The sequence below is a fragment of the Sphingomonas sp. Leaf62 genome (genome assembly GCF_001421915.1).
Taxonomy (GTDB): domain Bacteria; phylum Pseudomonadota; class Alphaproteobacteria; order Sphingomonadales; family Sphingomonadaceae; genus Sphingomonas.
In genome coordinates this window covers 31,944-55,010 of sequence record NZ_LMLN01000008.1, presented here as the reverse complement: position 1 = coordinate 55,010, position 23,067 = coordinate 31,944, and the positions used below count along the sequence as shown (strand labels likewise).

The 23,067-nt window shown below is 66.5% G+C and carries 28 protein-coding genes and 1 tRNA gene; 14 read left to right on the top strand and 15 right to left on the bottom strand.

The features are described from left to right. Nucleotides 1-117: 117 nt before the first annotated feature. Genes ASE91_RS05645 through ASE91_RS05630 form a run of 4 tightly spaced genes read right to left on the bottom strand, consistent with a single transcriptional unit; the run spans nucleotide 118 to nucleotide 2,651 of the window. Nucleotides 118-1,119 (bottom strand): nucleotidyltransferase domain-containing protein, encoded by a 1,002-nt coding sequence (locus ASE91_RS05645; protein WP_056003072.1) that lies wholly within the window; start codon nucleotides 1,117-1,119, stop codon nucleotides 118-120. Continuing rightward, nucleotides 1,116-1,979, bottom strand: a complete 864-nt coding sequence (locus ASE91_RS05640) for an HprK-related kinase A (RefSeq protein WP_056623721.1) — start codon at nucleotides 1,977-1,979, stop codon at nucleotides 1,116-1,118. The genes ASE91_RS05645 and ASE91_RS05640 overlap by 4 nt, the downstream gene beginning before the upstream one ends. Continuing rightward, the gene (locus ASE91_RS05635) at nucleotides 1,969-2,244 is read right to left on the bottom strand and encodes an HPr-rel-A system PqqD family peptide chaperone (protein WP_056623719.1); all 276 of its coding nucleotides are present in this window, start codon (nucleotides 2,242-2,244) and stop codon (nucleotides 1,969-1,971) included. Before ASE91_RS05635 ends, ASE91_RS05640 begins: the two co-directional genes overlap by 11 nt. A gap of 5 nt (nucleotides 2,245-2,249) precedes the next feature. Then, nucleotides 2,250-2,651, bottom strand: a complete 402-nt coding sequence (locus ASE91_RS05630; protein WP_056623716.1) for a hypothetical protein — start codon at nucleotides 2,649-2,651, stop codon at nucleotides 2,250-2,252. A gap of 87 nt (nucleotides 2,652-2,738) precedes the next feature. Between ASE91_RS05630 and ASE91_RS05625 the strand changes: the two genes are divergently transcribed. From ASE91_RS05625 to ASE91_RS05585, 9 genes are all read left to right on the top strand, one after another. Beyond that, a complete protein-coding gene (locus tag ASE91_RS05625; protein WP_056002945.1) occupies nucleotides 2,739-3,941 on the top strand; it encodes an ATP-binding protein in 1,203 nt (400 codons plus the stop codon). A gap of 67 nt (nucleotides 3,942-4,008) precedes the next feature. Next, the gene (locus ASE91_RS05620; protein WP_056623779.1) at nucleotides 4,009-5,040 is read left to right on the top strand and encodes a substrate-binding domain-containing protein; all 1,032 of its coding nucleotides are present in this window, start codon (nucleotides 4,009-4,011) and stop codon (nucleotides 5,038-5,040) included. Next, nucleotides 5,040-6,422 (top strand): phosphate ABC transporter permease subunit PstC, encoded by a 1,383-nt coding sequence (gene pstC / locus ASE91_RS05615; RefSeq protein ID WP_056623714.1) that lies wholly within the window; start codon nucleotides 5,040-5,042, stop codon nucleotides 6,420-6,422. The genes ASE91_RS05620 and pstC overlap by 1 nt, the downstream gene beginning before the upstream one ends. Before the next feature lie 91 nt (nucleotides 6,423-6,513). Then, nucleotides 6,514-7,725, top strand: coding sequence for a phosphate ABC transporter permease PstA (gene pstA, locus ASE91_RS05610; RefSeq protein WP_082453843.1), 1,212 nt, complete (start codon nucleotides 6,514-6,516; stop codon nucleotides 7,723-7,725). Beyond that, nucleotides 7,725-8,507 carry a phosphate ABC transporter ATP-binding protein PstB gene (gene pstB, locus ASE91_RS05605; protein WP_056623711.1) on the top strand — a complete coding sequence of 261 codons (783 nt, stop codon included), beginning with the start codon at nucleotides 7,725-7,727 and terminating at the stop codon, nucleotides 8,505-8,507. Before pstA ends, pstB begins: the two co-directional genes overlap by 1 nt. Nucleotides 8,508-8,517: 10 nt before the next feature. Beyond that, nucleotides 8,518-9,219 carry a phosphate signaling complex protein PhoU gene (gene phoU, locus ASE91_RS05600; RefSeq protein WP_056002933.1) on the top strand — a complete coding sequence of 234 codons (702 nt, stop codon included), beginning with the start codon at nucleotides 8,518-8,520 and terminating at the stop codon, nucleotides 9,217-9,219. Between the two features lie 2 nt (nucleotides 9,220-9,221). Next, entirely contained in the window at nucleotides 9,222-9,914 is a 693-nt protein-coding gene (phoB, locus tag ASE91_RS05595) for a phosphate regulon transcriptional regulator PhoB (protein ID WP_056002930.1), read from the top strand. Nucleotides 9,915-9,992: 78 nt separating this feature from the next. After that, nucleotides 9,993-10,406 (top strand): Fe-S oxidoreductase, encoded by a 414-nt coding sequence (locus ASE91_RS05590; protein WP_156357693.1) that lies wholly within the window; start codon nucleotides 9,993-9,995, stop codon nucleotides 10,404-10,406. A 204-nt stretch (nucleotides 10,407-10,610) separates the two neighbouring features. Then, on the top strand, nucleotides 10,611-11,636 hold the full coding sequence (locus tag ASE91_RS05585; protein WP_056623704.1) for a hypothetical protein: 1,026 nt from the start codon (nucleotides 10,611-10,613) through the stop codon (nucleotides 11,634-11,636). A gap of 52 nt (nucleotides 11,637-11,688) precedes the next feature. Here ASE91_RS05585 and ASE91_RS05580 read toward each other — a convergent pair whose 3' ends face one another. Beyond that, a complete protein-coding gene (locus tag ASE91_RS05580) occupies nucleotides 11,689-12,030 on the bottom strand; it encodes a DUF2794 domain-containing protein (RefSeq protein ID WP_056623701.1) in 342 nt (113 codons plus the stop codon). Continuing rightward, complete coding sequence (gene epsC / locus ASE91_RS05575; RefSeq protein ID WP_056002918.1) at nucleotides 12,030-12,713, bottom strand: serine O-acetyltransferase EpsC; 684 nt, start codon at nucleotides 12,711-12,713, stop codon at nucleotides 12,030-12,032. The genes ASE91_RS05580 and epsC overlap by 1 nt, the downstream gene beginning before the upstream one ends. 151 nt (nucleotides 12,714-12,864) lie before the next feature. Between epsC and ASE91_RS05570 the strand changes: the two genes are divergently transcribed. After that, a complete protein-coding gene (locus ASE91_RS05570) occupies nucleotides 12,865-13,626 on the top strand; it encodes a sulfite exporter TauE/SafE family protein (protein ID WP_056623698.1) in 762 nt (253 codons plus the stop codon). A gap of 190 nt (nucleotides 13,627-13,816) precedes the next feature. Here ASE91_RS05570 and ASE91_RS05565 read toward each other — a convergent pair whose 3' ends face one another. Continuing rightward, complete coding sequence (locus ASE91_RS05565; protein ID WP_055822545.1) at nucleotides 13,817-14,338, bottom strand: carboxymuconolactone decarboxylase family protein; 522 nt, start codon at nucleotides 14,336-14,338, stop codon at nucleotides 13,817-13,819. A 114-nt stretch (nucleotides 14,339-14,452) separates the two neighbouring features. Next, on the bottom strand, nucleotides 14,453-14,995 hold the full coding sequence (locus tag ASE91_RS05560) for a peroxiredoxin (protein ID WP_056002912.1): 543 nt from the start codon (nucleotides 14,993-14,995) through the stop codon (nucleotides 14,453-14,455). Nucleotides 14,996-15,121: 126 nt separating this feature from the next. Here ASE91_RS05560 and ASE91_RS05555 point away from each other — a divergent pair, with 126 nt between their 5' ends. Further along, nucleotides 15,122-16,021 (top strand): hydrogen peroxide-inducible genes activator, encoded by a 900-nt coding sequence (locus ASE91_RS05555; RefSeq protein ID WP_056623695.1) that lies wholly within the window; start codon nucleotides 15,122-15,124, stop codon nucleotides 16,019-16,021. Between the two features lie 104 nt (nucleotides 16,022-16,125). Next, the gene (locus ASE91_RS05550) at nucleotides 16,126-16,815 is read left to right on the top strand and encodes a fasciclin domain-containing protein (RefSeq protein ID WP_056623693.1); all 690 of its coding nucleotides are present in this window, start codon (nucleotides 16,126-16,128) and stop codon (nucleotides 16,813-16,815) included. Nucleotides 16,816-17,137: 322 nt separating this feature from the next. On the opposite strand, the gene ASE91_RS05545 is transcribed toward ASE91_RS05550, so the two are convergent. From ASE91_RS05545 to pgsA, 3 genes are read right to left on the bottom strand one after another with little or no spacing between them, the layout of a single operon-like run. Then, nucleotides 17,138-17,584, bottom strand: a complete 447-nt coding sequence (locus ASE91_RS05545) for a molybdenum cofactor biosynthesis protein MoaE (protein ID WP_056002903.1) — start codon at nucleotides 17,582-17,584, stop codon at nucleotides 17,138-17,140. Next, entirely contained in the window at nucleotides 17,581-17,838 is a 258-nt protein-coding gene (gene moaD, locus ASE91_RS05540) for a molybdopterin converting factor subunit 1 (RefSeq protein ID WP_056623690.1), read from the bottom strand. Before moaD ends, ASE91_RS05545 begins: the two co-directional genes overlap by 4 nt. After that, nucleotides 17,838-18,404 (bottom strand): CDP-diacylglycerol--glycerol-3-phosphate 3-phosphatidyltransferase, encoded by a 567-nt coding sequence (pgsA, locus tag ASE91_RS05535; RefSeq protein ID WP_056402572.1) that lies wholly within the window; start codon nucleotides 18,402-18,404, stop codon nucleotides 17,838-17,840. The genes moaD and pgsA overlap by 1 nt, the downstream gene beginning before the upstream one ends. Nucleotides 18,405-18,527: 123 nt before the next feature. Between pgsA and ASE91_RS05530 the strand changes: the two genes are divergently transcribed. Then, a complete protein-coding gene (locus ASE91_RS05530; protein WP_056623687.1) occupies nucleotides 18,528-19,832 on the top strand; it encodes an MFS transporter in 1,305 nt (434 codons plus the stop codon). Nucleotides 19,833-19,857: 25 nt separating this feature from the next. Here the strand turns inward: ASE91_RS05530 and ASE91_RS19905 are convergent, their stop codons facing one another. From ASE91_RS19905 to ASE91_RS05520, 3 genes are all read right to left on the bottom strand, one after another. Further along, complete coding sequence (locus ASE91_RS19905; RefSeq protein ID WP_162233628.1) at nucleotides 19,858-20,013, bottom strand: hypothetical protein; 156 nt, start codon at nucleotides 20,011-20,013, stop codon at nucleotides 19,858-19,860. 84 nt (nucleotides 20,014-20,097) lie between these two features. Further along, nucleotides 20,098-20,292 carry a hypothetical protein gene (locus ASE91_RS05525; RefSeq protein WP_056623684.1) on the bottom strand — a complete coding sequence of 65 codons (195 nt, stop codon included), beginning with the start codon at nucleotides 20,290-20,292 and terminating at the stop codon, nucleotides 20,098-20,100. Between the two features lie 177 nt (nucleotides 20,293-20,469). Beyond that, nucleotides 20,470-20,545 (bottom strand) — tRNA-Ser (locus ASE91_RS05520). 215 nt (nucleotides 20,546-20,760) lie between these two features. Here ASE91_RS05520 and ASE91_RS19240 point away from each other — a divergent pair. Further along, complete coding sequence (locus ASE91_RS19240; protein WP_156357692.1) at nucleotides 20,761-21,534, top strand: hypothetical protein; 774 nt, start codon at nucleotides 20,761-20,763, stop codon at nucleotides 21,532-21,534. A gap of 220 nt (nucleotides 21,535-21,754) precedes the next feature. Here ASE91_RS19240 and ASE91_RS05515 read toward each other — a convergent pair whose 3' ends face one another. Further along, nucleotides 21,755-22,969: a tyrosine-type recombinase/integrase gene (locus tag ASE91_RS05515; RefSeq protein ID WP_056623681.1), complete on the bottom strand. Its 1,215-nt coding sequence runs from the start codon at nucleotides 22,967-22,969 to the stop codon at nucleotides 21,755-21,757. Between the last annotated feature and the right edge of the window lie 98 nt (nucleotides 22,970-23,067).

The window sequence follows — 23,067 nt, the reverse complement described above, 5'->3', positions numbered from 1 at the left end:
CCGAAAGAGAAAAGGCTGCGCCAGACAGGCTGAGATGGCCCGGTCCACAACCCCTCAGCGTCCTTTGCGCCTTTGCGCGAACAACCTCTTTCTTCTCCGCGCCTCCGCGTGAACCAACTACTTCTTCCGAAACTTCGTCCACAAATGCCGTGCCAACATCGCTGGCGGCATCCGCAGCCAGTGCGACCGGACATAGAAACCGAATTCGGTCCCCCGATGCCGCAACCGCCCCCAGCCATCGCGCGCCAGCAGCCGCCGGACGAACAGCGCATCCGAAGCGACCGGCGCGAACTCTTCCAAAGGCGTCCCGAAAATTCGCTTCGCCAGCCGCAACGCCCGCGCCGTCGCCGGAACCAGATCATGCCGCCCGGCGCGCGCCATCAACCGATCGACGAACCCGCCATCGTCGAACTCCCGCACCAGCCGGTCGATATCCCACAGGTTGCGCAGGCCACCCTGCAAATCGCCATCAACGAACAGATGGGCAGCGGCATGGATCACCATGTCGGCGGGCGACAACACGGACAGCCCGTTGCCGAGCGGCACCGCATCGGCGATCAGCAGCGCCGCATCCGGCGTCGGCCGCGCGGTCGGGGGCAGGATGGTGTGGTGGACGTCGATCATTCGATCCCGCTCGCGATGGATCAGCGGCGGCAACTCGTGCATCCAGCGGCGATAATAGGCGTCGTCATACGGGTCGGGCTTGACCCATTCCCACCCCGCCGCCAGCAACGCCGCCTCGACCGCATCAAGGGCGTCGCGCGGCACGAGGATGTCGAGATCGCCTATCGACCGCCCCCGCCCCGCATCCAGCCCGGCGGCGACGAACGCAGTCCCCTTCAACAGCACGACCGGCACCCCGAGTGGCGCAAGCGCACGGCGCGCCATCTCCGCCTCCCACAGCGCCGCGACCCGCCCCTGTTCGGCCGACGCCCGCGCATCGGCCATGATCCGCGCGGCGGCGGGCGGCATAGCGATGCCGTCAAGCCGGGTGGCGAGGCTGCCGATCAACTGCTCCGCTCGCGCCGCCGCAATCAGTGCGTTCCAGCTGTCGGGGGAATCCAACCCGTCCCACAGGGCAGGATCGGCGAGCGCGCCGGCAAGGCGGGCATCGGTCATGCCAGCGCGCCCCACAGCCGCTCAACCAGCGCAAGCCCGGTATCCGTATCGGCATAGTCGATCGCCCGCACCGGCACGTCCTGCACCAGCCGCCCCAGCGCGCCGAATCCACGCTCGCCCATCGCAACATAATTGGTCGATGCCTGAGTCAGCCGCACGAACGTCTCCGCCGCACCGACCGCCCGCACGGCCTGCGGTCGACCGAAGGTCGGGAACAGCAGCAGCGCCGGAACCGCCGGTCGATCCATCGCCGCGATGGCGGTCGCGTCGGGGACCAGATGGCGGATATCCCCCTTGGGCGTGCCCGCCAGCAACGGCCCGAACCGCGCCTCGGGGGCGGCAGCCTGCACCACCGCGATCGCCTCGTTCTTCAGGCTGACGAGCCGGGGGAAGGCATGGACCAGCCCGGTGGCAGGATCGACGAGCGCGAACTCGTCGCCCATCAGCCGCCACCCGCGCGCCATTAGCAGTGCGGCGAGCGTCGACTTCCCCGCTCCCGACACCCCACTCAGCAACAGCGCCCGCCCGCCCCGCTCGACCGCCGAAGCGTGGAGCAACAGATAGCGCCGCTGCGCCAGCGCCATCTGCAGATTCATCCCCATCTCCGCCGCCAGCAGCCCCTGCGCCAGCGGCAGCGGCAGCGCGTCGGGCAGCATATAGTCGCCGCCGATCATCACCGCCGGCCGGACGAAGCGCCGCCACGGCCGCGCGGCGAACAGGCGGACGTTGAAATCGGCGATCCCGCCATCAGGCAGCGGATAGTCGCGATACAGGTCGTCGAGCGCCCCGATCGGCGCGCGCCAGTCGCTGCCGACGCGGAACCCGACCGGGCCGATGCGTAGCGTCCGGCTATGCCGCATCGCGTGTCACCAGCCCGATCGCCGCCAATTCGTCGAGCCGCGCGGTCAGCGCCGTCAGATCGCCGTCGGGCAGGTCATACCGCTCCGCCAGCGCCGCCAGCAATTGTTCGGGCGTCAGCGGATCGACCAGCAGCGCGAGCATCTCCGGCACCGGCGGCGCCACGACATGCGTCTGCCCCGACGCGCGGTGATAGATCGCCGTCAGCGGATCGAGCGACAGGAGCAGGACATGCCCCGGCGGCGGCGCGCGATAGCGTGCGCCCATGCGCGTCAGCCGCGCGGCATCTGCAACGATGCGAAGCAGGTGAAGCCGCTGGTCCCGTTCTGCAGCCGCTGGACATATTTCATATAGGCGCGGGTCGTGTCGCCATCGGCACCGGGCAGGTTCGCGCCGTTCATCGCGCGCTTCACATCCTCGCCGGTGAACGGCCGATCGGCCCCCGGAAAGGCCCCCGGCGTGCCCGGCGCGACGACGCTGCCCTCGGCATCGATCATCTGTCCGCGCCGGGCATTGTCGGGCACCGGAATTTCGCAGGTCATCACCGACGCCTGGGTCTGCGCCAGCGCCGGCCGGATCGATACGACCGCCGACGCCCCCGCCGCGCCGATCAGCAGCGTGCGCCGCGTGGTCGCGGCACCGGGCGTGGCGGGGGAATGCGGATCGTCGGCCATCGGGGCATCTTCCTGAACCCGCGCGATTACGCAATCGTAAAGACGGACACACTGGCCTAAGGCGACACTTGGGCCTAATCGGGGGCGATGGACGAATTCGGCCCCCGCCTGCCCCTCGCCATCGCGCTTGCCGTCGGCGTCGCCCTGCTGGCCTTTCTGCTGGGCGCGGACATCAACGCCAGCGCGGTGGTGCTGGTCGGGGCGGTCGCCGCGGTGCTGGTCGCCGGACTGCACACCCCCGATCGCGGCACGACCGAATCATCGGATACCGCGCGGCAACACGGCTCCGCTGCGACGCAGGCGGCGATCGACGCCATCGACGAACCGATCCTCGTCGTCGTCGCCGGTCATGTCGAGGCCGCGAACCCCGCCGCCCGCACGCTGCTCGGCCAGCATATCGTCGGCGGCGACGTCCGCCTTGCCATCCGCCATCCCGCCGCCGCCGAACGCCTGTTCGGCAACAGCGACGATCCCGAACCGGTCGGGCTGGTCGGCCTTGGTGCCCGCGACCAGAGCTGGGAGATGCGGGTCCGTGCCTTGGGCGGCGAGCGTCGGCTGGTCCATCTCGCCGACCGGACCGGCAATCGCGCGACCGAACGGATGCGCGTCGATTTCGTCGCCAATGCCAGCCACGAACTGCGCACCCCGCTCGCCTCGCTGCTGGGGTTCATCGAAACGCTGCGCGACGAGGCGGGCGAGGACCCCGCAGTCCGCGAACGCTTCCTGAAGGTCATGAACGACGAGGCGCGGCGGATGCAGCGGCTGATCGACGATCTGATCTCGCTCAGCCGGATCGAGGCGGAGAAATATCGGCCGCCCGACCAGACGGTCGACCTGTCGGCGATGCTGCGCGCGGTCCGCGACGAAGTGAGCGCGACCAACCCGGCGCGTGGGGCCGACCTGTCGCTGCTGGTCGAACCGGCGGTGACCGTGATCGGCGACCGCGCGCAATTGTCGCAACTGCTGCACAACGTCATCGGCAATGCGATGAAATATGGCCGCGCCGGCACCCCGGTCGAAATTCGGCTCGCCCCGCGCGATACCATGGCCGAACTGGTGGTGCGCGATCATGGCGAGGGGGTGGCGATCGATCATCTGCCGCGCCTGACCGAACGATTTTATCGTGTCGATTCGGGACGTAGCCGGGCACTGGGCGGCACCGGCCTCGGCCTCGCCATCGTCAAGCACATCGTGGAACGGCATCGCGGGCGGCTCGATATCGGCAGCGTCGTCGGCGACGGCACGACGGTCAACGTCCTGTTGCCGCTGCACACTGTCATGAAGCCGTAACGCCATGGTAACAGAGCACGGCAGAGCGTCGCGAATGACCGTCGACGCCCCTGGAATCCGGAACCGCATGACCGCTCGGATCGCGTCCGTCCTGACCCTCGGCCTCGCGCTCGTCGCTTGCGAGCCGCAGACGTCGCGCGACCATATCCGCGTCGTCGGGTCGTCGACCGTCTACCCCTTCACCACCGCCGTGGCCGAAATGCTGGTCAATGCGAACCCCGACCTGCGCGCGCCGCTGGTCGAATCGACCGGCACCGGCGCGGGCGCGTCGCTGTTCTGCGCGGGCGTCGGTCCCCAGCATCCCGATATCCTCGACGCGTCGCGCCGGCTGAAGAAGTCGGAATATGCGACCTGCCTGTCGCACGGCGTGAAGGACATCATGGAGGTGCAGGTCGGCGTCGACGGCGTGGCGCTGGCCGAATCGAACAATGGCCCCAAGCTGCAACTCAGCAAGCGCGACGTGTATATGGCGCTGTCGGCCAATCCGCTGGGCAAGCCCAACACCGCGCGGATGTGGAACCAGATCAACCCGGCGCTGCCCGCCATTCCCATCCAGTTCTTCGGTCCCCCCGCGACCAGCGGCACCCGCGACGCGCTGGTCGAACTCATCATGGTCCCCGCCTGCGAAGCGGCGGTGCCGGGGGTCAAGGCGCTCAAGGACAGCGACAAGGATCGCTACGAAGACATCTGCACCCGCATCCGTGAGGACGCGGCCTATGTCGACAAGGGCGAGAACGACAATCTGATCGTCCAGAACCTGTCGACCAACCCCAACGCGGTCGGCATCTTCGGCTATTCCTATCTCGAGGAAAACAAGTCGCGGCTGCATGGCGTGCCGATCGATGGCATTGCGCCCAGCTATGACAGCATCGCCGGCGGCACCTATCCGGGCGCACGCCCGCTATTCATCTATGTGAAGAAGGCGCACATCAAACCCGTGCCCGGCATGAACGACTTCCTCGCCATGTATGCCAGGTCGTGGGACCCGGACGGTCCGCTGACCCGGCGCGGCATGATCGCCGCCCCGGCGGCGGTCCGCGCCGAATCGGCGGCGGAAATCGCCAGTCAGACCGCGATGAACCCGGCGGAGCTGCACTGATGCACGGCGTCACGCTGATCCTGCTGGTGCTGGGGTTCGGCGGGATCGGCTGGATGGTCGCCCGCGCCCGCGCCGCCCGGTTCGCCAAGCCCCTTACCGCTGCCGATCGCCCCAATTCGCTGCCCGGCCAGCATGGCTGGCACATGGCGATCTGGATCGCCGCCCCGGCGCTGCTGTTCCTCAGCATCTGGAGCGCCGTGTCGCCGACGCTGGTCCGAGATTCCGTGCTGTCGACGCCCGCCGCCACCGGCCTGCCCGGCCCCGGCTTCGAACGCTCGGCGATCCTTGCCGAGGCGCGCTCGCTGGCGCTCGGCAACGCCTATGGCGCATTCAATCCGCAGGCAGAGGTGCTGGCCCCGGCCTATGCCGACGCGCAGAGCCGCTACGACTGGATCGGCACCACGCTCGCCATCCTGCTCGCCTTTGCCGGCGGTGCCTTTGCCTTTACCCGCATCCGTCCCGATTATCGCGCGCGGACGCAGGTGGAGCGTGCGGTGATGCTCGCGCTGCTGGTCGCGTCGCTCATCGCGATCCTGACCACGGTCGGCATCTTCCTGTCGCTGGTGATCGAAAGCTGGCGGTTCTTCCGCATCGTGCCGGTCACCGATTTCCTGTTCGGCACCAACTGGAGCCCGCAGGTCATCCGCTCGAACGATCCGGGCGCGACGCTGGGCGCGGTGCCGCTGTTCTGGGGCACCTTCTTCATCGGTGCGGTGATCGCGATGATCGTCGCCATCCCGTTCGGGCTGATGAGCGCGGTCTACCTGACGCAATATGCCAAGCCGACCGTCCGCAAATGGATGAAGCCGATCCTCGAGATCCTCGCCGGTGTGCCGACCGTGGTCTATGGCTATTTCGCCGCGCTGACCGTGGGTCCTGCGATCCGCGACCTCGCGGTCATGCTCGGCATGCCGTTCGCCAGTTCGGAAAGCGCGCTCGCCGCCGGGCTGGTGATGGGAGTGATGATCATCCCGTTCGTCTCGTCGATGGCGGATGATTCGATCGCCGCCGTGCCGCAGTCGATGCGCGACGGCAGTCTGGCGATGGGGGCCACCACCAGCGAGACGATCGGCAAGGTGCTGCTGCCCGCCGCGTTGCCGGGGGTCGTCGCGGGCGTGCTGCTCGCCGTCAGCCGTGCGATCGGCGAAACGATGATCGTCGTGATGGCGGCATCGGGCGCGGCATCGATCACGCTCAATCCGTTCGAAAGCGCGACCACCGTCACCAAACAGATCGTCGACCTGCTGACCGGCGAGGCCGAGTTCGACAGCCCGAAGACGCTCGCCGCCTTCGCGCTTGGCCTCACGCTGTTCGCGATCACCTTCCTTCTCAACGTCGTCGCGCTGCGCGTCGTCAAACGGTATCGGGAAGCGTATGAATAGTCCTGCGAACGTCGCCGGATCGCCCGCGATCGATCGCGACGTGCCCGCCCATGTCCCGGAACGCGTGCCGACCGACTGGAAGACGGGGGCGATGCAGAAACGCATCCGCCGCCGCTATGCCGCCGAACGCCGTTTCCGCTTTTTCGGGCTGGCCGCCGTCGTCCTGTCGGCCGGGTTCCTCGCCTTCCTGCTGGTTACCATGTTGATCAGCGGTGCGGGCGGGTTTCAGCGGACGCTGGTCGCGCTGCCGATCGACTTCCCGACCGCGGGGATCGAGGTCAAACGGTCGCAGCTGCAGGGGCGTGGCGCCGATCTGGCGCTGGCCGGGGCGGGTGTCGAAAACGCCGTCAACGGCGCGGCGGCGGCGGCGTTCGGCGAGGACAACCGCGTCATCTCGGACAGCGCATGGCTGACCGTCCGCGACGCGATCAAGGCCGACCCGTCGATCCTGTCGCGCCGGGTCACCATCCCCGTCCCCGCCGCCCCGGCGGTCGAGGAAGCCGCCAAGGCCGATGGCGATCCGGAGGCCGAGGCACTGGTCGCGCGGCTGGAACAGGCCGGCGCGATCTCGACCGGGTTCAATGCGGACTTCTTCAAATCGGCCGATTCGACCGATCCGACGGCGGTCGGCATCTGGGGCGCGCTGAAAGGCTCGTTGATGACGATGTTGATTACGCTGGCGATCGCGTTCCCGGTCGGCACGCTATCGGCCCTGTATCTGGAGGAATACGCCCCCCGAAACCGCTGGACCGACCTGATCGAGGTGTCGATCAACAATCTGGCCGCCGTTCCCTCGATCATTTTCGGCCTGTTGGGGCTGGCGGTGTTCCTCGGCACGCTCAACCTGCCGCGCTCCGCGCCGATCGTCGGCGGACTGACGCTGGCGCTGATGATCATGCCCGTGATCGTCATCGCCGGGCGCAACGCGATCAAGGCGGTGCCGCCATCGATCCGCGACGCCGCGCTCGGCATCGGTGCGTCGAAGGTACAGGTCGTGTTCCATCACGTGCTGCCGCTGGCACTGCCTGGCATTCTGACCGGCACGATCATCGGCATGGCCCGCGCGCTGGGCGAAACCGCGCCGCTGCTGATGATCGGCATGCGCGCCTTCATCAGCCAGCCGCCACAGGGGTTCGCCGATCCCGCCACCGTGCTGCCGGTGCAGATCTTCCTGTGGTCCGATCAGGTCAGCCGCGGCTTCATCGAAAAGACCAGCGCTGCGATCCTCGTGCTGCTGGCGTTCCTCCTCGCGATGAACGCGCTCGCCATCTATCTCCGCAATCGCTTCGAGACCCGCTGGTAATGACCGACACCAACCTCACCAACGCCGTGCCGAAGCTGTCCGCGCGCGGCGTCGACGTCTTCTACGGCCAGAAACAGGCGATCAAGGACGTGTCGATCGACATCGCCATGGAGCATGTCACTGCGTTCATCGGTCCGTCGGGCTGCGGCAAATCGACCTTCCTGCGCACGATGAACCGGATGAACGACACCGTCGCCTCGGCCCGCGTGACCGGCGACATCCGGCTGGACGGCGAGGATATCTATTCCCCCGCGATGGACGTGGTGCAGCTGCGCGCCCGCGTCGGCATGGTGTTCCAGAAGCCGAACCCCTTCCCCAAATCGATCTACGAAAACGTCGCCTATGGCCCGCGCATCCACGGTCTTGCCGCGTCGAAGGGCGACATGGACGGCATCGTCGAACGTTCGCTGACCCGCGCCGGGCTGTGGAACGAGGTCAAGGATCGCCTGTCGGACAGCGGCACCGCCCTGTCGGGGGGGCAGCAGCAGCGGCTGTGCATTGCCCGCGCCATCGCCGTCGATCCCGAAGTCATTCTGATGGACGAACCGTGCAGCGCGCTCGATCCGATCGCGACGGCCAAGATCGAGGAACTGATCCACGAACTGCGCGGCCGCTACGCCATCGCCATCGTCACGCATAACATGCAGCAGGCCGCGCGCGTGTCGCAACGCACCGCCTTCTTTCATCTCGGCACGCTGGTCGAATATGGCCGTACGTCCGACATCTTTACCAACCCCCGGCAAGAGCGCACAAAAGACTATATTACGGGGCGTTATGGTTGAGGGAGACGAGATGGCGACCGGCCACGAACACACCGTCAAGGCATTCGACCGCGATATCGGGCATTTACGTGCGCTGATCTCGCAAATGGGCGGCCTCGCCGAACAGGCGATCAGCGACGCGATGCTGGCTTTGACCCGCAACGATCCCGCACTTGCCAAGCAGGTCCGCGCGCAGGACAAGGCGATCGACGCGATCGAGGCGGAGGTCGAGAAGCTGGTCGTCCGCGTTATCGCGCTGCGCGCGCCGATGGCCGACGATCTTCGGGAGGTGGTCGCGGCACTGAAGATCGCGGCGGTGATCGAACGCATTGGCGACTATGCCAAGAACATCGCCAAGCGCGTGTCGTCGATCCATGGCGAAACGCATGACCCGCGCATCGAACCGCTCAGCATCCTGCCGGCAATGGCACAGCTCGCCGCCGACATGGTCCATGACGTGCTCGACGCCTTTTCGGCACGCGATGCGCAGGCGGCGGTGGAAATCTGCAAGCGCGACAATGCGCTCGACGATTATTACAACAGCATCTTCCGGGTGCTGGTGACCTATATGGTCGAAAATCCCAAGACGATCAGCCAGGTCGCGCACCTGCTGTTCGTTGCCAAGAACCTCGAACGCATCGGCGACCATGCGACCAACGTCGCCGAAATGGTCTATTTCGCCGCGACCGGCCGGACCTTGGCCGAGCGTGAAACTTCCGAATTCGCAGGATAATCATGACCAAGGCACGCATGTTGCTGCTGGAAGACGATGCGGCGCTCGCCGAACTGATCGCCTTTCATTTCCAGCGCGAGGATTTCGAGGTCGTCCGCACGCATGAGGGCGAGGAAGCCCTGCTCCTCGCCCGTGAGGCGACCCCCGACATCGTCCTGCTCGACTGGATGGTCGAGGGGTTGTCGGGGATCGAAGTCTGTCGTCAGCTGCGCCGGCAGGCCGAAACGCAGAACGTACCGATCATCATGCTGACCGCGCGCGGCGAGGAGGAGGACCGGGTCCGCGGTCTCGAAACGGGCGCTGACGATTATGTCACCAAGCCGTTTTCACCGCGGGAACTAGTTGCCCGAGTCAACGCCGTGCTCCGCCGCGTCCGCCCCGCGCTGGCAGGCGAGGCGCTGACCTATGCCGATATCGAAATGGACACGGTCGGCCACCGCGTGCGGCGCGGCGGCGAAGTCGTGCCGCTCGGCCCGACTGAATTCCGTCTTCTCAAACACTTCCTCGAACATCCCGGCTGGGTATTTTCGCGCGAACGGCTGCTTGATGCGGTGTGGGGGCATGATTCGGACATCGAATCGCGTACCGTCGACGTGCATATCCGGCGGCTGCGCAAGGCGATCAATATCGGCGAACGGCCCGACATTATCCGTACCGTGCGGTCGGCCGGCTACGCATTGGATGCGACCGGCTGAACACTGCACCGGAAACCTTTTCGACTTGGCTCGTTTGGACCGCAGCCTAAACGAAACAAGTCGAAAAGGAATCTTCCGATGAAGACTGTCGCTTTCATGGCCGCTCTGCTGATTGGTAGTGCCGCTGTCGCCCAGACGACCCCACCGACCACGCCGCCCGCCGATTCGACGATGCAGCCCGGCGCGCCGGGCGCGCCGACCCCGCCCGCCGACAACATGACCCCGCCGCCTGCACCGATGGCACCCGATGCCAGCGCACCGGCCGATCCCAACGCGCCGCCGCCACCCCCGCCGGCACCGATGCCCGGCGACCCGAACGCAGCAGCGGCGCCGATGGCCCCGCCCGCCCCGATGGCTAACGGACCGATGGCAGGTTTGCCACAGGTGACCTTCGCCCCGCCGCAGGTGACCCCGCCCCCGCCTGCGCCGCAGAGCTATCCGGTCTGTTCGCGGACGGTGAAGGACGGTTGCCGCAACCCCGGCGGCAAGTAACCACACCGGCCTGATGGCCGAACAAGCGCCCCGCCCTCACCGGCGGGGCGTTTTTGCGTCGTTTCAAGGGAAGGGTCGACCAACAATGCCCGACCTTCGATCAAACCGGGTCTGATCCGGAATTACGATCGATGGCACCAAAACAACCGTATTGTCCGAACAATACACTACTGCTATACTCCACCAACACAGGGAGGTAGCAACATGTACAGCGAGAGCGATCTGAACGGCGCAGTGGAGGCAGGGGTGTTGTCGCCCGACACCGCCGAAGCCCTCCGCACCCATATCGCGCGACAACGCGCGACGCCGGTGGTCGACGAAGAGCATTTCCGCCTGCTCACCGGGTTCAACGACATTTTCGTCTCGGTTGCGCTGGCCCTGCTGCTGGTATCGCTCGCATGGATCGGGGGCACCATCCTCAAGCCGCTGGGGGGCCTCGGCGTTGCGGGTGCCGCATGGTTCCTTGCCGAATATTTCACCGCGCGTCGCCGCATGGCGCTGCCCAGCATCCTGCTGCTGCTCGCGTTTGTCGGTGGGGTCGCTGCCACGCTGGTCGGGGTCATGGTCGAACTCGAGCCCCAGAACCTGACCGACCGCACCACCGCAATGATCGTTGCCGGCATCGGCATCGCCGCCGCCGGCGGGGCATGGTTGCACTGGCGTCGGTTCATGGTGCCGATCACCGTCGCCGCCGGTGCCGCTGCGCTGGTCGCGACCGTCGCCGCGCTTCTGGTCGCTGCCTTCCCGGTGCTGAAGGACAATGTCTACCCGATCACTCTGCTCGGCGGCCTTGGCGTGTTCGTCGCGGCGATGCGCTGGGACATGAGCGACCGCGATCGTCGCACCCGCCGCAGCGACGTCGCCTTCTGGCTGCACCTCGTCGCCGCGCCGTTGATCGCGCATTCATTGTTCCAGTTGCTCGGCGTGTTCGGACCCAGCGTCACGCTGCCGATGGCGGCGGTCGTGATCGCGCTCTACATCCTGTTCGGCATCGTCGCGCTGGCCGTCGACCGCCGCGCGCTGCTGGTCTCCAGCCTCGCCTATGTCCTCTACGCGCTCTACGCCTTGTTCGAGAAAGCCGGCGCAGTCGAACTGTCGGCGGCGTTCACCGCCTTCGTCATCGGCTCAGCGCTGCTGACGCTGTCGGTATTCTGGCAACCGATGCGCCGCACGGTAGTTGGGGTGCTCGGCGGTCTGGGCGAACGCCTGCCGCCCGTGGCGATGGCCTGAAACATTCCTTAGTGCGACCTCTAGCGGCCCCGGGCAACCGGGGCCGCCTTTTCTATTCCTCGACCAGCTTCATCAGCCGTCGTTCGACCGGGGCCAGCACCGGCCCCAGTTCGTGGCCGCGCTTGACGACCGCACCCGCTTCGCCGACCAGCGCCCACATGCCCTGTTTGTTGCGTAAGGAAGGCCGCTTCTCGATCCGGAATTCTGGCCGTTCGGTCGCGCGACGAAAGGCGCTGAACACGGCCGCGTCGCGCCCCAGATCGATCGCATAATCGCGCCAATGCCCAGCGGCGACCATCCGGCCATAGAGATCGAGGATGCGCGTCAGTTCGGCGCGGTCGAACCCGATCTGTCCCGGCTCGCGCGCGGCAGGAAAGGGTGTGACGACCCCCATCAGGCGCGGTCGCGCTGGTCCTGTTGTTCGGCCAGCACCTCGTCCAGCCGCCGGCGCAGCGTTTCCAGTTCGCAGCGCAACAGCTCGATCCGCTGCGTCTGTGGATCGAACATGTCGCGGCACGGCGTGCCATAGGGCACGAAGCGCGGGTCGCCCGCCTGCCCACCCTCGACGACGGTCGGGCGCGCCGGGATGCCGACAACGGTCGTGCCCTCCGGCACATCCTTCGTTACTACCGCATTGGCGCCGACCCGCGCGCGCCGGCCGATGGTGATCGGCCCCAGCACTTGCGCGCCCGACCCGATGATCGCGCCGTCGCTGATCGTCGGGTGGCGCTTGCCGGCGATGCCGTTATCGGGGCTGGTCCCGCCGAGCGTGACGTTCTGATAGATGGTGACGCCGTCGCCGATCTCGGCCGTCTCGCCGATGACGACGAAACCGTGGTCGATGAAGAAATGCCGCCCGATCGTCGCGCCAGGATGGATGTCGATCGCGGTCATGAAGCGGGCGATATGGTTCACGCAGCGCGCCGCGAAATACCGGCGCGCCTTGAACAACCGGTGCGCGACCTTGTGCAGCGCCACCGCCCATACGCCCGGATACGTCAGGATTTCCGCGCGCGACCGTGGCGCGGGGTCCCGCGCCTTGATCGAATCCAGATAGCGCACCAGCCGCGCGAACATGGGCAATCCCCTTAAACGACGATCGCATGTAAGCACCCGGCCGCCCGCCGCCAAGCCATGCTGTAGGCGTAACAAACCCTATGTATCTTGTAGGCATTGTCGTTTGCCGTCATCACTGTCCGCCGCTTGAGCCGATGTCGAAGGAATTTGGATGTTCGAGAATATCGACTGGACGCGTCTGGCCGAATTCGTTGCCGCCGGATTTGCCGCCCAGATCGTCGATGGGGCGCTCGGCATGGCGTTCGGGGTAATTTCGTCGACCTTGCTGATCAGCGTGCTCGGTGTGCCGCCCGCCACCGCTTCGGCGAGCGTCCATGTGGTGGAATGCTTCACGACCGGGGTGTCGGGGATCAGTCATGTGCTGCACAAGAACGTGAACTGGAAACTGTTCTGGCGGCTGTTGCTGCCGGGTGTCGCGGGCGGCGTGACCGGCGCGTATCTGTTGTCATCGCTCGACGCGTCGGTGACGCGGCCGTTCGTGATGACCTATCTGGCGGCGATCGGCCTTTATTTGCTGTGGCGCGGCCTGCGCCATCCGCCCAAGCCCAGGGAGCCGAAGGTCATCGCCCCACTGGGCCTGATCGGCGGGTTCCTCGACGCGGCGGGCGGCGGCGGCTGGGGGCCGGTGGTGACGTCCAACCTGCTGGTTCAGGGCGCCACGCCGCGCACGACGATCGGCACGGTCAACACCGTCGAATTCTTCCTGACGGTCAGCATCTCGGCGACGTTCCTGATCCATCTCGGGCTGGAGGCGTTCACCACCGCCGTCGCCGGGCTGCTGATCGGCGGAATCGTCGCCGCGCCGTTCGGGGCGATGTTCGCCAAGCACATCCCGGCGCGCACGCTGCTGATCTTGGTCGGCATCGTGCTGACGATCACCAGCCTTTACAGTGTGTATCGGGCGTTGTCGTAGGTCTGTTCAGGAGGAAGAATTGGTTCACGCGAAGGCGCGAAGACGCGGAGGAGGCTCGCCAGAGGAAGCCGATCGCGTAGCGATCAGCCGTTTAGTACGCTGCGGCAGAGGTGACAGTCCCGCTATCGCGGGACGATCGTAAGCCGCAATCACTCCGCGTCTTCGCGCCTTCGCGTGAACCCAATCTTCTTCAAGCCACCGCAGCGTGTACGGTAGCGACCGCCGCCAGCACCGCGCCGATCCGCACCGCGCCCTGGATCACCTCGGCCTTCACGCCGTGCTTCTTGAGCACGTCCTCATGCGCGTCGATGCACATGCCGCAGCCGTTCATCGCCGACACCGCGAGGCTGAACAGCTCGAAATCGACCTTGTCGATCCCCGGCGCGGCGATGACGTTCATCCGCAGCTTGGCGGGCAGATTGCCATATTCCTTGTTCTTCGCGAGGTGGACGAAGCGGTAATAGACGTTGTTCATCGCCATCACCGCCGCCGCCGCGCGCGCCGCATTCGCCGCTTCGGGCGACAGCTTGTCGGCGACTTCCGCCTCGGCCGCCTCGACCAGCGGCTTGTGGCCGGTGGCGTGCGCGCAGGCGAGCATCGTCCCGAACTTCTTCTGCGGGTCGAGCACCGTCTCGTTCAGCAGCGAACCGACGTTCAGGCGGATATCCTTGGCGAAATCGGGCAGCTGGCCCGCAAATTCCTTGAGCGACATGGGCGTCTCCATACAGCAGATACACGACACCCCAGCCGACCGGGCGCGTCGCCGGGTCTGCGCTGGGGTGCCGAAAAAAGGGGGGAGCGGACCGAATGCCCGCTCCCGAAAGGATCAGGCCGCGACCTGGAGGACGTCGTCGCCCTTGTTCCAGTTGCACGGGCACAGTTCGTCGGTCTGCAGCGCGTCGAGCACGCGCAGCGTTTCCTGCGGGTTGCGACCGACGTTCAGGCCGTTGACTTGCACCGCCTGAATGACGTTGTCGGGATCGATGATGAAGGTCGCACGGAACGCGACATGCTCGTTCTTGTCGAGGATGCCGAGCTTGCTGGCCAACACCGCGCCATTATCGGCGATCCACGGGAAGTCGGCGGCGGCCAGATCGGGGTCCGACTTGCGCCATGCCAGATGGACATGCGCGGTGTCGGTCGACGCGCCGATCAGCACGGCGTCGCGATCGGCAAAATCTTCCTTCAGCTCGCTATAGCCGACGATCTCGGTCGGGCAGACGAAGGTGAAGTCCTTCGGCCAGTAGAACAGCACCTTCCACTTGCCGGGGAATGCGTCGTGGCTCAGCGTTTCGCCGGCAGGCAGCGCTGCGGTGCCCTGCTGGACGGGAACGGTGAATTCGGGAAGCGTGTCGCCAACGGTCAGCATGAATTGCCCTTTCTTTTGGTGCGTCGCCGCACCGTGAATTGCTGCATCGCGATATAGGGTACGGCACGGACCGTTCCAATCGGAATTCCCCTTGGGATTGATCGGCGCAGTCGATAAGTGGGCCGCATGTCGGTGTACTTGCCCACGCTCAAGCAACTTCAGTATCTGGTCGCGCTGCACGACGCCGGCCATTTCGGCCGCGCCGCCGAGGCATCGTTCGTGACCCAGTCGACGTTGTCCGCCGGCATCCGCGAACTCGAAACGCTGATCAGCGTGGTGCTGGTCGAGCGCACTCGCCGGGTCGTTCGGTTTACCCCGCTAGGCGAGAGCATCGTCCTGAAGGCGCGCAAGGTGCTGCGCGAAGCGGAGGAACTAACCGACATGGCGCGCGCCGCCGGCCGCCCGCTGTCGGGGGAAATGCGGATGAGCGTCATCCCGACCATCGCCCCGTTCCTGTTGCCGCGCCTGCTCCCCCGCCTGCGCCGCGACTATCCCGACCTGAAGCTGTTCCTGCGCGAGGAACCGAGCGCGGCGGCGTGCGAGGGGCTGCACCATGGCCGCACCGACTGCGTGCTGCTGGCACTCCCCTATGGCTGTGGCGAGGTCGAGGTCGCGCCGCTGTTCGAGGATCGGCTGCTGCTCGCCGTGCCCGGCAACGACAGCGGCGACACCGCGCCGCTGGTCGCCGACGACATCGATCCCGAACGGCTGCTGCTGCTCGAGGACGGGCATTGCCTGAAGGACCATGCGCTGCGCGCCTGCGAACAACCCGAAGTGCGTGGGCAGGCGATGATGATGGGCACGTCGCTGCACACGATCGTCCAGATGATCGACAATGGGCTGGGTACCACGATGTTGCCGCAGATGGCGATCGACGCCGGCATCCTCGAACATACCGGGGTCACCGCTCGACCGATCGAGTCGAAAAACGCCCAGCGTCGCATTGCGCTGGTATGGCGGCGCGCCTCGCCGCGCGAACGCGATTTCCGCCTGCTGGCCGACGTGCTGACCGCTGAGCGGGGCTGATCCAGCTCCGTCCGGGGGGAACCGTTTTTGCGGTTGAACCGTATTTCCGGGGTCGGTGCGCGACGCACCGCGCATCAATTCACCGCAACCACCGGAGAAAACCGATGATTCGCGCTACTATTTCCGCCGCCGCCCTCAGCCTGTCGCTGGCCGGCGCGGCCCATGCCCAGACCGCCCCGGCGCAGCCGGCACAGCCCGCCCCGACGGCGACGACCGGCGCACAGACCGGCACCACGGCGACCGTGGCTACCCCTGTCGGTACCGTCCAGACCGGCGCGCAAGCGAACACCAACGCGGCCGCTACCGCACCGGTGATGGTCGGTGGCGCACCGATGCTGCCGACCGCGACGATCGTCGCCAACGCATCGAAGGCAAGCAACCTGTCGACGCTGGTCAAGGGAGTGCAGGCCGCCGACCTGACCGCGACGCTGTCGGGTCCGGGTCCGTTCACCGTCTTCGCCCCCACCAACGAAGCATTCGGGCGCCTCGCCCCCGGCACGCTCGATACGCTGCTGAAGCCCGAGCAAAAGGCATCGCTCACCAAGGTGCTGACCTATCACGTCGTGGCGGGCAAGCTGGACGCGGCGGCACTGAAGTCTCAGATCGAGGCTGGCGGCGGCACCGCCACGCTGACCACCGTCGAAGGGCAGCCGATCAAGGCGACGCTGGAAAACGGCGCGCTGGTGCTGACCGATGTCGGTGGCGGCAAGAGCTATGTCACTCAATATGACGTGCAGCAGTCCAACGGCGTCGTTCATGTCGTGAACGGCGTGCTTGCCCCCAAGCTCGGCTGATCCGGGTTCAGGTCGAACGACGAAGCCGGGCGGGAGCGATCCCGCCCGGCTTTTCGTTGGCATGGCCCTACGCCCTAGAAATTCCGTTCGGTTCGAACCGCTTCGAGCCTGTCGAGGAGCGTCCGTCGAGAACGCCCGGCCCCGGGCGAACCCTTCACAGGTTACCCTGGCGGAACCCCGTTCTCGATACGCGCTCTCGACTTCGCTCGATCGCTACTCGAACCCAGCGGGTAAGGCCGGCTTCAGATTGAGTTCTCGGCCATTCGTTCTGCGCAGCCGTCGAGCGAAATCGAAATAGCGGATCGAAGGACAGGCTCCGATACTACGCTTCGGGCCCCCACCGCGCCGCTGCAGCATCGTCACTCGACCGCGCCTCGACCCAGCGTGCATCACCACCACGGCGCTCACGCTTCCAGAACGGCGCACCGGTCTTCAACCGGTCGATCAGGAACGCACACGCCTCCAGTGCCGCGCCGCGATGCCGCGCGGTCGTGGCGACGAACACCACCCGGTCGCCGGGTACCATCGGCCCGACGCGGTGAACCACCACCGCCCTTGCCAGATCCCAGCGCGCCACGGCCTGTTCGCACAGCGCCTCCAGCGCGCGCTCGGTGGCCCCCGGATAATGTTCGAGCGCCAGTTCGGTCACACCGTCATCGCCGCGCACCAGCCCGGTGAAGGTCGCCACCGCCCCGGCATCTTCGGCCTCGGCAGCGACGAATTCCGCCGCCAGATCGATCGGCGCGTCCTGTACGACGACGCGGATCATCCGCCGGTTACCGGGGGAAAGATCGCCACTTCGCGCGCCCCCGCGATCGGGGTGTCGAGCGGCACGAACGCCTGATCGACCGCCGCACGCAGCCGGTCGCGATCCTCGAACGCCACCGCATAGCCGCCGCCACGCGCCGCCAGCCAGTCGATCAGGCCGGCGACGGTGGTCACGTCGGCGGGCGGGTCGATCCGTTCGCTGCCCTGCCCGATCGCCTCGCGCACCCATGCGAAATAGAGGATGTCGACCGGCATCAGCTGTCCATATGCTTCAGGCCGACGCGCAGATAGTCCCAGCCGGTGATGGCGGTCAGCACCGCCGCCCCCCACAGACACACCAGCCCGGTGACATGGACGAACGCATAGGCAGGCACCGCCCCGGCGAGGATCAGCGCGCCGAACGCGACCAGTTGCAGCGTCGTCTTCCACTTGGCCAGCTTCGACACCGGCAACGATACCTGAATGCCCGCCAGGAACTCGCGCAGGCCCGATACCGCGATCTCGCGCAGCAGGATGACGAGCGCGGCGATCAGGTGGATGCCGGTGATGATTGCCACGTCATGCCGCGTGCCGACCAGCATCAGGATGACCGCCGCGACCATAATCTTGTCGGCGATGGGGTCGAGGAACACCCCCAGCTTCGACACCGTCCCTTGCGCGCGCGCCAGGTAACCGTCGAAATAATCGGTGATTCCCATCAGCGAATACAGGGCGAAGGCGATGGCATATCCCGCCTCCCACATCGGCCACCACAGGAACGCGACCAGCAGCGGCACCGCCAGGATACGCGACAGCGTCAGGATATTGGGAAGCGTCAACACGACGGGTCGTCTAGCATCCCGGCCCCCTCGCGCGAAAGCGGCAATCGGCGATTGAAGCGGGCGGCTCGGCTCGGCTACACCGCCGCCACACCCTGCGGGGACACTGACTAGGTCGTTTTCCGAATGATGAATGCGCTGGGGTTGCTGAAGCAGCGCCGTTTCCTGCCGCTGTTCGTCACCCAGTTTCTGGGGGCGTTCAACGACAACCTTTTCAAACACGCGATGGTGCTGTTCGCGACCTACCAACTGTTCCGCGATCCGGCGAGCGAACAGAATTTCAACGCGCTGGCCACCGGCCTCGCCATCCTGCCGTTCGTCCTGCTTTCCGCCCTGTCGGGCCAGCTCGCCGATACGCATGACAAGGCGCGGATCATCCGCATCGTCAAGACGGCGGAAATCGGCATCATGCTCTATGGCGCGGCGGGAATGCTGATCGCGCGGACCGGCTATGTGACGACCGGCGTGGTGATGATGCTCAGCGCGGTCGTGATGCTCGGCGTTCATTCGACGTTCTTCGGGCCGATCAAATACGCGATCCTGCCCCAGCATCTTGATGACGATCAGGTGCTGGGCGGCACCGGCCTGATCGAGGCGGCGACCTATCTGTCGGTGCTGACCGGTACGATCGTCGCGGGCTGGATCAGCGTCGAATGGGCCGCCGGGCTGGTGGTTGTCGTGTCGCTGATCGGCTGGTTCACCGCGCGCTTCGTGCCGCCGGCCCCGCGCAGCGGCCCCGAACTCACGATCAATTTCAATCCGCTGACCTCGTCGTGGCATCTGATCGCCGCGACGATGCATATCCGTCGCCTGTTCCTCGCCATCCTGTCGATCAGCTTTTTCTGGACGATCGGGTCGGTGCTGATCGTGATCTTCCCGGTGCTGGTGAAGAACGTCCTGACCGCCGATCAGCAGGTCGCGTCGCTGACCATCGCCATCTTCTCGATCGGGGTCGCGATCGGATCGGTCATCATCAACGCGTTGCTGAAGGGGCGCATCTCCGCGCGCTATTCGCCCGCATCGGTGATCGCGATGGCGGTGTTCGTGCTGGCCTTCGCGTTCGAGGCGCGCAACTGGGTGCCGGCACCGGGCGACAGCCTGTACGGCGTGGTCGACTTCGTGACCCATCCGCAGTCGCTGTTGCTGCTTGCGACGCTGGCGCTGATCGCGATCTTCGGCGGGATGTTCGTGGTGCCGCTCTATGCGTTCCTGACCACCACCGTGACCAAGGATCAGACCGCGCGGACGGTGGCGGCGAACAATGTCGTCAACTGCGCGTCGATGACCGTCGGCGCGATCAGCGTGATCCTGCTGACCAAGGCCGGGCTGGGTCCGACCGACATGCTGCTGATCGTCGCGGGCATGTGTCTGATCTCGGCATGGCTCGCCGCACGGCTGAACAGGGCGTGCAAAGACGGCTGTCCGGCCTGAACGGGACGCAGGCCGGCGCCGTGCCCTACAGCAGGAACGTATAGAAGCAGATGAAGAACGCGGTGAAGCTGACCGCGAACAGCTTCAGGTCGCTGTCCTCGTTCGACAGCGGCACGCTCGCCAGCTTGGGCAGGCTGGCACGGAACGGGTGGCGGCGCGGAGTGATCGGCTGCGGTTTCATCATGACCGCCTTAACGAATTAATCACGATTTCGCCCAACGCCGATCGTGCCCCGCCCGTCCGGAAGCGGGACGCACGACACGGGCTACTCCGCCACCGCCACCGTCCGGTCGAGATGCACGAATCGCGACACCTCGCCTTCCGACACGATGTCGCGGCGCGGTGCGATGCCGCGCTGACGCTGATCGAGCAATGCGTCGATCAGCACGCGGTCGGCGGCGCGTAACCCGGAAAATGCGAACAGTCGCGAACGATATGGCAGCGCTTGGACCCCAATCATAGGGGATTTGCGCTAGCGGCTGTTGCTGTTCCGTTCGCTATACTGGTTTAATCGCGCGGGCTTCTCGACCGTTTTGCCACCTATGTGCAGCTGCGTTGGCGGTACACCGCATATCGTGTTCGGATCACCGGGCGCAGGCAACAAAAAACCCCGCGTCGCCGCGGGGTCTTTTGGAAATGGTGGAGCCGAGGGGGATCGAACCCCTGACCTCTGCAATGCCATCGCACCCGACAGGCCGGATTTCAACGGCTTCGGGGCAAGCGGAGGGATTGCAGGGGTGAAGCGCCCCTAAGGCAAACTGTGCCGAAATCGACGCGTCACCGGAGAAACACCGGAGCCGCTCGGCACCGATCCCACCATCGGAAACGCGCCTGATCAGCGCTCCTTAACCCACGCACTAGCGGCGTCAGACCCCGGTTCTGGCGGCGCTTTCGTGCGCCCATCGACTTCCCTGTTGGGAGCCGACCGATGTCGCTTACCCCTTCGACCCCCCGTGAAATCGCTCGCGCATCACGCGCCCTCATCCGCAACGCCGGCGCACGATTTGCGGGCCGGGAGCGCGGATGCGATCGCGCTGTCCACCGCGAGAGCTATGACGTCCATGACAGCCGTGCGCAGGTGTCCCTTCGGTTGGCCGACGGCAGCGAAGCTGCAACACTGGCATCCATTGACGCACTGGTAGCGACAGCCCGCGAGTTCGACCTGTTCGAACGAAAGCGAACAGGCCGACGACCGCTTGGCGAATACGCGATCAACCTCTTAAGCGTGATCCTGCGCGGTCACTGGCACGAATTTCAGTCTGGGAAGATCGATCCCGCGATCAGTCAGCTGATGAAAGCGACCGGCTATGTCAGGCAGACGGTAATGGACTGCAAGGAGCGCCTCGAGCGTCACGGCTTCATAGGATGGGTTCGACGCACAATACGCATAAGCGACCCGGTACCCGGCGGTCCGATCCGCCAGCAAACGAACAACAGCTATTTTGTCGACGAGGCGCGCATTGCCTCCCGCGCCGGCCGCAACGTCCGTGACCGGTTTCGCCAACTACTCGCCCGCGTGAAGGCCCGCATGGTGCTGCGGGCCAAACAGCGCCCAACAGCGCCACCCCCACCCACGCCAAGCCCTGCTCCCCGCCCGGCCGCGTGCGGTAGCCTAGCTGCGGCCCTTGCCGACTTAGGCGCGTGCTTCGATCGAGGATCAGGCCCGAGTCTGGATAATGGACTGTCTCCCCCCTCAGAATGAAGATGAGAAGGTGTCGCTTCCGCGACACGCATCAATAGTCAGCACCACCCAGCCCAACCGACCCGCCTTGCGTTTTGTCCCCGCCTGCCACCGCCCGGCAGACGAACCCTCGCGTCCCGTGGACGCCGCGGGACAGGGCGGCTGCGCCGCCCCGAGGCTTAGCGACGGGGACGAGCACGGACCGTGCCGAAAGAGCCGCCCCGCCCCCCGCGGGGACAGGTCAGGCCGCGGGTAACAGGAGATCGGCCCAGATTTGCATCAGCCGACGGCGCGCGCGGATCTGCTTCGATCGATTGTACGCACCCTCAACCTTCACGTTCACGTCGGCCTCTTTCTTCCCCGCGTGCGCCAGCGCGCGGTCGATCGTCACCCGCTCCGCCGGCAGCTTCTCGTTCAGGATCGTCGAGAAGGTGGCGCGCCAACCGTGCGGCACATGCCGGCCGGCGAAGCCGGCCTTCCGATACAGCGCGCCGATCGCGCTCTCCGACAGGCGGCCGAAGACGAAGTCGGCGTCGATGCCGAACGCGCGGACGATGCGGAGGATCTCGACCGCCTGCCGCGACAGCGGCACGAGGTGGTCGAACCGCGCGTCGCCCTTCTTTGCCTTCGCCAGTTTCATGCGTGCCGCCGGCACGCGCCACACCGGCGCGGCCGGGCCCACCACGTCGCCCGTCCAGTCGAGCCCCTCGACCTCGTCCCAGCGCATGCCGCGCAGCGTGCCCTGCCGGACAGCGGTCAGCGCGAGGAAGCGCGATGCCAGATCGACGATCGCCGGGCCGCCGGCGGCGGTCGACGCGGCCAACAGCTCGCGCGCGTCGTCGAGCGTGATCAGCGCCAGCTGCTCGCCGGCGATCGGCGCAGCCGACAGCGCATGACGGACTGCTGTCGACGGATCGACCTCGGCCAGCTCGTTGGCGATTGCGAAGCCGAACACCTTCGATATGCGCTGGCGCAGGCGCTTCGCGGTCTCGATCGCGCCGCGCGCCTCAACGGCGCGCAGCAGGTCGCGGATGTCGCCGGCACCGATATCGTCGACGTCGTGTCCGCCGATCGCCGGGAACACGTCCCGCTCAAGGCTGGTGATGACGTCGCCGGCGTGGACGTCCGTCCAGCTCGATCGCCAGTGCGCGTGCCACGCGCGGGCAACGGTGGCGAACGTCCGGTCGACCTCGACACGCGCTGCGCGCTCCTCGCGCGGATCTCGCCCGGCGCGCAGCGCGTCCCGTGCAGCTGCTGCCGCCTCGCGTGCGGCCGTCAGATCGATATCGGGAAACTGGCCGACCACCAGCAGCTGCTCGCGGCCGGCGACGCGGAATCGCACACGCCATGATTTGAGCCCGGTCGGCGCGACATACAGGTGCAGGCCCTGCCCGTCGGACAGCTTGTAGGCGCACGGCTTCGGCCGCGCGGATCGCACCGCGGCGTTGGTCAGCATCTAGTTTCCTATCTGAAAGCACGAACCAATGTGCCAGTCAGGCACATCCAATTCGGTTGTTTTGTGGTCGAACACGGCGCACAGTTTGACCGTGGCCT